The sequence below is a fragment of the Brevibacillus nitrificans genome, assembly GCF_003710965.1.
GTDB classification, from domain to species: Bacteria; Bacillota; Bacilli; order Brevibacillales; family Brevibacillaceae; genus Brevibacillus; species Brevibacillus centrosporus.
The window spans coordinates 130,550-137,204 of sequence record NZ_RHHU01000021.1 but is presented as its reverse complement, the minus strand read 5'-3'; the positions used below and the strand labels follow the sequence as shown (position 1 = coordinate 137,204).

The 6,655-nt window shown below is 51.2% G+C and carries 8 protein-coding genes, 1 tRNA gene and 1 rRNA gene; 1 reads left to right on the top strand and 9 read right to left on the bottom strand.

All coding sequences use genetic code 11. From position 1 onward, the window contains the following. From EDM59_RS28430 to EDM59_RS28395, 8 genes are all read right to left on the bottom strand, one after another. Positions 1-185 (bottom strand): 16S ribosomal RNA (locus tag EDM59_RS28430); the annotation flags it as partial. Positions 186-361: 176 nt separating this feature from the next. Then, positions 362-437 (bottom strand) — tRNA-Thr (locus EDM59_RS28425). Between the two features lie 184 nt (positions 438-621). Beyond that, on the bottom strand, positions 622-1,491 hold the full coding sequence (locus tag EDM59_RS28420) for a YitT family protein (RefSeq protein ID WP_122926727.1): 870 nt from the start codon (positions 1,489-1,491) through the stop codon (positions 622-624). Between the two features lie 98 nt (positions 1,492-1,589). Continuing rightward, entirely contained in the window at positions 1,590-1,946 is a 357-nt protein-coding gene (locus EDM59_RS28415) for a hypothetical protein (RefSeq protein WP_122926726.1), read from the bottom strand. A gap of 12 nt (positions 1,947-1,958) precedes the next feature. Next, a complete protein-coding gene (locus EDM59_RS28410) occupies positions 1,959-3,332 on the bottom strand; it encodes a hypothetical protein (protein WP_122926725.1) in 1,374 nt (457 codons plus the stop codon). 18 nt (positions 3,333-3,350) lie between these two features. Continuing rightward, a complete protein-coding gene (locus EDM59_RS28405) occupies positions 3,351-3,722 on the bottom strand; it encodes a hypothetical protein (protein ID WP_122926724.1) in 372 nt (123 codons plus the stop codon). Positions 3,723-3,735: 13 nt separating this feature from the next. Continuing rightward, on the bottom strand, positions 3,736-4,284 hold the full coding sequence (locus EDM59_RS28400; RefSeq protein ID WP_122926723.1) for a hypothetical protein: 549 nt from the start codon (positions 4,282-4,284) through the stop codon (positions 3,736-3,738). A 43-nt stretch (positions 4,285-4,327) separates the two neighbouring features. Continuing rightward, entirely contained in the window at positions 4,328-5,305 is a 978-nt protein-coding gene (locus EDM59_RS28395; protein ID WP_122926722.1) for a metallophosphoesterase family protein, read from the bottom strand. Between the two features lie 205 nt (positions 5,306-5,510). Between EDM59_RS28395 and EDM59_RS28390 the strand changes: the two genes are divergently transcribed. Beyond that, a complete protein-coding gene (locus EDM59_RS28390) occupies positions 5,511-5,813 on the top strand; it encodes a Fur family transcriptional regulator (RefSeq protein ID WP_122926721.1) in 303 nt (100 codons plus the stop codon). A gap of 26 nt (positions 5,814-5,839) precedes the next feature. On the opposite strand, the gene EDM59_RS28385 is transcribed toward EDM59_RS28390, so the two are convergent. Beyond that, complete coding sequence (locus tag EDM59_RS28385; protein WP_122926720.1) at positions 5,840-6,640, bottom strand: serine hydrolase; 801 nt, start codon at positions 6,638-6,640, stop codon at positions 5,840-5,842. Between the last annotated feature and the right edge of the window lie 15 nt (positions 6,641-6,655).

Genomic DNA, 6,655 nt, shown 5'->3' with positions numbered 1-6,655 from the left:
ATCATGCGACCCAAAAACCTATCCGGTATTAGCATAAGTTTCCCTATGTTATCCCAGTCTGAGAGGCAGGTTGCCTACGTGTTACTCACCCGTCCGCCGCTAGCCCCCGAAGGGACTCGCTCGACTTGCATGTATTAGGCACGCCGCCAGCGTTCGTCCTGAGCCAGGATCAAACTCTCCAATAAAGTTTGTATCTGGTTCAAAGCTGGCAAATCATTTCATGATAGACTCATCAACGCTTTCGCTGTTCAGTTTTCAAAGAGCATTTTTCGCTGTGTCTCAACAGCGCTTTATCACTCTAGCACATCCTCTTTTGAAAAGCAACCCATAATTTCGATTGATTTTCGCTTGAGTTGAGTAGTGGTGCCGGCAATAGGACTTGAACCCACAACCCCCTGATTACAAGTCAGGTGCTCTACCAATTGAGCTATACCGGCATGTCATTCTGTTTTTCACCCGAACTTCGCGGCCGCATTTTTCAGCGGTGTGTCGTTCAGGAATTTCAATATAGCATGATATTATTTTTAATGCAATAGAAAATCAAGAAATAATTCATTTTAAATAAAAAAAGAGCAGTGAGACTTTCTATTCACCGCTCTTCTCTTCTTTTCCAATGCACTACTAGCCGGCTCGAAAGCCTTTTCCCAATACCTCATGCGCTGGACAAAGGATGATAAACGCATCCGGATCAACCGAGCGTACCATGATCTTCAATTGGCTGACCTCGCTCTGGCTGACGACCGCCATCAGCACCTTACGCTCATCTCCTGTATATCCGCCCGCAGCATCCAGCAAAGTCAATCCGCGGTCCAGATCGTACAAGATCGCTTCCCGCAACGTCTCGATTTCATTCGAAATGATATACGCGACTTTCGAGGTATTCCACCCCATCTGGACAATATCGATGGTCTTGCTGGTAACAAATAGAGCAATGAGAGCGAACAAAGCCTTTTCCGGATCGAAGACGATTCCCGCGAACAGGATCACCAGTCCATCGAACACAGCAACGCAGGCACCTAGACTAAGTCCCGTGTACTTATGCAGGATTTGCGAAGCGATAGAAAAGCCCCCTGTTGAGCCTCTCCCGCGAAAAACGATACCAATTCCGAGCCCGACACCGATCCCGCCGTATATGCTGGCTAGGAGCGGATTGGTTGTCAGCGGCTGCAGATGACTGGTCAGCATGACGCACAGAGGAAGAATAATCGATCCGAGCGCTGCTTTCATGCTGTAATGTCGCTCCAGCATCTTCAGTCCCAGCAAAAACAAAGGGATATTGCATGCCCATTGAACGATCGCAGGCGGAAAGCCAAACAGATTATGCAAGATCGTCGATAACCCGGAGACCCCACCTGATGCAATCTGATTGGGATTCAAAAAGAGATTGAAGCTCGTAGCCAAAACAAGCGAACCGGCGACCAGCATGAAGTACTCCAGTGCTTTTCGCTGAGGGCTATTCAGTTGTATGGCTGCACGCTTTCTTCGAGCCATTTGATTCCACTCCTGACATTTTCACATAGACCAAAACTCAGTTACACTACCATGTTCTGGTCAAAAAGGAAACCCCTTTTTCCGCCAGGAGCCCTTCCCTACCATCTAAACGAGCCTTGTCGACCAGCAGCAGCATCCCCTACGGCAATGTCTACTCCGCGAAGGCCTGCTGCGGTTCCAGAAAAGGGTTGGCCATCGTCATCCACAAACGACGCCAGCGTAATACTCGTGCTCCCCCTCGGTACAACTTCCATCTGGTAGCGATACGTGCCATTTACAACAAAGGTAACCTTCCTCCACACAAACGGGTTGTTGTTCGTCACGAGCAAATGCTGCCGAGTAGCCCCGATGTCCGCCAAAATCAGCGTAGTGCCCGCTTCGGAAGAGGGAGCCGTTGATGTACAGCCTGCGAGGACGAGACCAGCCGTGATACAGGATAGCACCTTGCTCTTCATGCATACCCCTCCTCATTTGATATAGGACAGGCTCATGTCAAACAGAAGGTTAGGCGAGCCTGGATGACTGCGATGCACCTGCACTGCCAGCGTATTGCTACCTATGCGCAGCTTGTTTACATGATTTCGCAAGGAGACTTCGCGATACCATGTCCCTTGATTCGTGATCGCCAGGGAGGATGGCAGGATCAGCCCCGTCCGGATTCCATCCCGAAAAACCTCTTCGCCATTTAAATAAAGGATCAAACCATCCTCATAGGAAAGCTTTACGATCAGATCCTTCCATTCTTTTGGAGCCTCCGACAGAAAGAAAGTATGGCGGAAATAGTACGATGGAGAGGCAGGATCCGGCTTGAAGCGCGTCTGCAGCCGCTTCTCCTCTTGCAAGCGATTCGTATGACCAAAGGGGGCTCGTCCCGTTTTCCATGCGGCGTCCGAATAATCAGGGCTGCGCCAGTCATCTGCCGGCAAGTGAAACGGCGCCGTGATCGGATTTTCTCCTGTTACATCAAACCCTTCCGGAATGACTGCTTTGACACTGGCATCGCCGCGGTGGTACCTCCAAAGCTGCTGAATTCCCACGGCTACCGTTTCCTTGCTGTTTGCAGCAGCCAGCACTCCTGCTGAAAGCTCCATCTGATCCAGGGCTTCTCCATCTCCTGTCGTCGCTTTCACGACCATGCCGTCGTTTTGATAAGAGAGCATCAGCATGTACGGCTGATCAATCGAAGCCCCAGGTTTCCAGACTCCGTAACCTTCGTGGTCCTTTGGCGAAAAATCCGATGGCTCCTGCACGACAGCGGCTTCCAATCCGTAAACGTTTTCCCCAGCTATCACCAGCTCCACCCTCGCCTCTCGCAGCGCCTGCCATAGAACGGGACTTGGCGGTACATCCAAAAGCGCAATACGATGCGGCTTGGGATTGGTCACAGCCTGTGCATGCACCCAAGCGGCCTGCTCTTTTTCCTGCCGATCCGAACGCAAGAAAAGGAATCTCGCATTGCCGTAATCCACGGCATACACCGTGCGACCGAGGTCTAGTGTCGGCTGCTGTGGAAGATATCCGTACAGCTGGTTAAACTGTTCTTCGCTTCTCGTACGATCGTAGATAGGATAAACATAGGGAAGCGGTTTTTCTGGATCGGGCGTGTAGAGCTGATCAGGCAATGCGAAAATGGCCTTTCCCTGCTGTCCAGACATCCATTCGTGAAGGTCCGGTATTTGGCTTTTCTTCGTTATGTATCCAAACTGAAAGCTGTCGACGCCCGTTTCTTTCAAAGTTGCATAGCCTTCTGCGGGAATGCGTGTCCAGAACAAGGAGCTCGCCATCACAAGCAGCACCACGATGCTTCCTATCAACAAAGGAAAGTGCTTCCGATCACTCACGTTGTCCCTTCCTCCTTTCTACTCCGGCAACCCTGGAGGCCAGCCCAAAAAGGCATGATACACGGGTGGCCATATCGCGATGAGAATAATCGCGAAGCCAATGACAAACAGCACCCCCGCTTTGCGGATCGAGGTATCGCGTCCTTTGAGCAGAAAATGGAGAATCAGCCAGCTGCAAAGCCACAGCAAAAGCCCGATCACTTCTTTCCCAGCAAACGGACCAATTCCCCACCAGCCAGGCACCCAGCTCCCGAGCTTGAGCAAAACAGGCTTACTTCCTGCAGGGTCCGCGGTACTCCATAAATGGCTTGCAACCACTCCCGCTAATCCCAGCCAAAGCGCCCCCAGTGCAGCGCTCATCTCTCCGCTTTTGCGCTCCCTTTTTTGCATGGCACTCTCCCTCTCATAGATGCAAGGTCGTCAAACCTAGTCCCGTCACCAGGCCGATCATCAGACACAGCCAGAGTAACGCGATTAAAAGCAGGACAACGGATCCCGCATCCTTGTTGTGTCCAAAGCGGCGGAGAATGAATCCTGCCACCACTCCGAGCGGCAGCGGAAACAGGGAAACGAACTCCTTCCATTCCATCACGATGTTGTGAGCGGCGGGCGTATGGGCGAGCAGCCATGACTGTGGACCATCCGGCGAGCGATAGCCCATGTAGAGCCAGTTTCCCGAAATAATTGCCAGCAGAACAAGCCCATTCGTTAACCAGAGCAATCGCTCCAGCTCGGTATGGCTCCCTCTTTCCTTGCCCAATCGAAAGAATGCAGCATGAAAGGTCCAGCAGCCCATCAGTACCGTCAGTGTCGCCGCCAGACCGTGGAGCAAGCCTTGCAGCCAAAATGGACCGGTATCCAGCAAATGAAACAAAGGTATGAGCAAAAACAAAAAAGCGGTCACGCATGCTTGCGTAACCGCCAGATCGCGCGTGCGGAACAGCCGTTTCACATTTCCCACCTCGCTAGCACCTCGATTCGGCAGGGAAATGCAGCTATCCGGCTACCCCGACAGCTCCTTTCTCTACCGTGAACGAATCGAGCAGATTGTCATCTTTGTCGTATACGTTACAAACCGCTTTTTTCCCATCCACATCGACCGTCATATAATGTGATGTGACTTTCGGACCTTTCACCACGTTTTTCTTGTCTTCCACGACTTTGCTGTACGGAGAGCCTGCCGCGCCCAGTGTCAGCTGATAAATGTCATGAGTAAAATGATAGCCATTCGCATCAAAGTCGCTGTTGATCAGACGTCGGTTGTAGTTATGCTCATGCCCGACAAAAGCGGCAGTCACATTCGCCGCGTCCAAGGTGTGCCAGAAAGCATCCCGCTCCGGTTTGTTGCCATCTAGGGAACGGCCGTAGTGCCCGCCAACCGGGTACGCTGGCACATGAAACATGACGAAGGTGTGATCTTTGCCAGGAGCAGACAGCTGCTGCTTCAGCCATGTGCTCTGCGGCTGGTCAATGACGTAATTGCCGTCCTCATCTTCGTGGTCCGTATTCAATGTAATAAAACGCGCGTTGCCATAATCGAAGCTGTAGGCAGTCCGACCATAGCCAGGAACCTGCTCGTTTGGCAAATGGGGAAACGCCTTGCCGAATGCTTCAGGATCGTCCTCATGATTTCCCATCGCAGGGTAGTACATGGACAGCGGGTAGTAATCATCCACGATATCCTTCCACTCATCCAGCTCCTTGTCCAGATCGGAACCCCCTTGGACCATATCGCCCGTAATCAACAGGAAGCTCGGCTGAGGATCTAGCGTTTTCACATTTTTCAGCAAGGAGCGAAGCGTCTTCTCATTTACACTATCGGAATTGCCCCTGGTATCCCCCATGACGACAAAACGGAATGAATTTGCACTCGCTCGTGTCTTGCCGATCCCCATCCATTGTGCGCAGGCCAAAAGCAAGATAACTCCGCATGACAAGCCAATCCACTTTTTCTTGCTTTCGATCCATTTCATGATGTCTTCCCATCCTCTACGTAAGATTTACCAATCCATGCAAAACATGCGCGGATATACGCAAACGGCAGGCCTCGGCCCCTTTTTTAAAATTATCAAAATAAAAGAAAACCTCCTAGAGGCCAAATAAAGGATTGACGGCTAACGAGAAGAAGGTAATAATAATGATTACATAATAATTGTTTTAAAAAAGAAGGTGACTGTGTTGGAACACCCCATCACTAGTTTCACACAGCAAGTAAAGCATCTGGGCAAGCGATTGACCATTCAACGACGAGCAGTCCTGCTCTACATGCTGCATACATTGACCATCCCTGCTCCTACCGCCAAAGACGTTTATCATGCATTGAAATCTGAAATGCCAAATATTACGCTGTCCACGGTGTACACCTCCCTGCGCTTCTTTGTGAAAATGGGGGTGCTCGAGGAACAGGTGAATCCTGACGCACCAAACCGTTTCCTATGCAAGATGAGTCCAGAAAATCTTGCGCTGAAGGAAGTCATGTAAGCGAACCAAAAAAAAGGTAGCCCCCCTTAGCGAGGGCTACCTTTTGCGTATTCATAGACTTCTTTTCCGATTTGACCGAGAACGCGAAGGGCGGACTGTGATTGAACGTCCTGCGACAAAGCTACGATAGAAAACCGGCGGCCTTCCGTATAGAAAACTCCCACATCATGCTGTCTTCCACTATCCCAACCAGATTTGCAAGCGATCTCCCAATCCGGCGTTTCACCGGGAACAGATGGGAGCAAAGACGGCAGTCCATTTAACACCTGCTGCCTTTTCATGATCGCCACCATCTCTTCACAGGCGCGATGCGAAAGGAACCTGCCTGTTGCGATCGCCCCAAGCATCCGAGACACATCTCCTGCCGTGATCATGTTGTTTTCGGTAACGCCCACCGGATAGATCATGAGCTTGCGGGAGTATTTGCTTCTCTCCATGCCCAGCTCGATCAAGGTCTGCTCGATTCTTTGTTTGCCTACGAGGTCGATCAACACGTTTGTGGCCGTATTGTCACTCTGGATAATCATCAGGGTGACCCATTCTCGAATGGTCAGTGCCAGACCCGGAGAGAGAGCAAACAGGATACCTGATCCCCCTACTTGGTCCTCTGCTCGCATAGAAATACGGTCATCCAGCTGAAACTCTCCCTGCGCCGCTGCTGCATACACCGCTGCCATGATCGGCACTTTCATGACGCTCTCTGCGATAAAGGCTTCCTCTCGCCGATGGGCAAAGCACTGTCCGCGATCCAGATCCTCTACGACAACGCCCCAGCTCCCTTCGGCTTTATCCAGCAGCTGTGTAACCTTTTCACGTAACGGCTCCATCTGCCGATCCTCCTT

Coding starts and splice junctions, on each gene's coding strand:
- EDM59_RS28420 (WP_122926727.1), bottom strand. CDS start 1,491: ATGGCTCGAAGAAAGCGTGCAGCCATACAACTGAATAGCCCTCAGCGA.
- EDM59_RS28415 (WP_122926726.1), bottom strand. CDS start 1,946: ATGAAGAGCAAGGTGCTATCCTGTATCACGGCTGGTCTCGTCCTCGCA.
- EDM59_RS28405 (WP_122926724.1), bottom strand. CDS start 3,722: ATGCAAAAAAGGGAGCGCAAAAGCGGAGAGATGAGCGCTGCACTGGGG.
- EDM59_RS28395 (WP_122926722.1), bottom strand. CDS start 5,305: ATGAAATGGATCGAAAGCAAGAAAAAGTGGATTGGCTTGTCATGCGGA.
- EDM59_RS28385 (WP_122926720.1), bottom strand. CDS start 6,640: ATGGAGCCGTTACGTGAAAAGGTTACACAGCTGCTGGATAAAGCCGAA.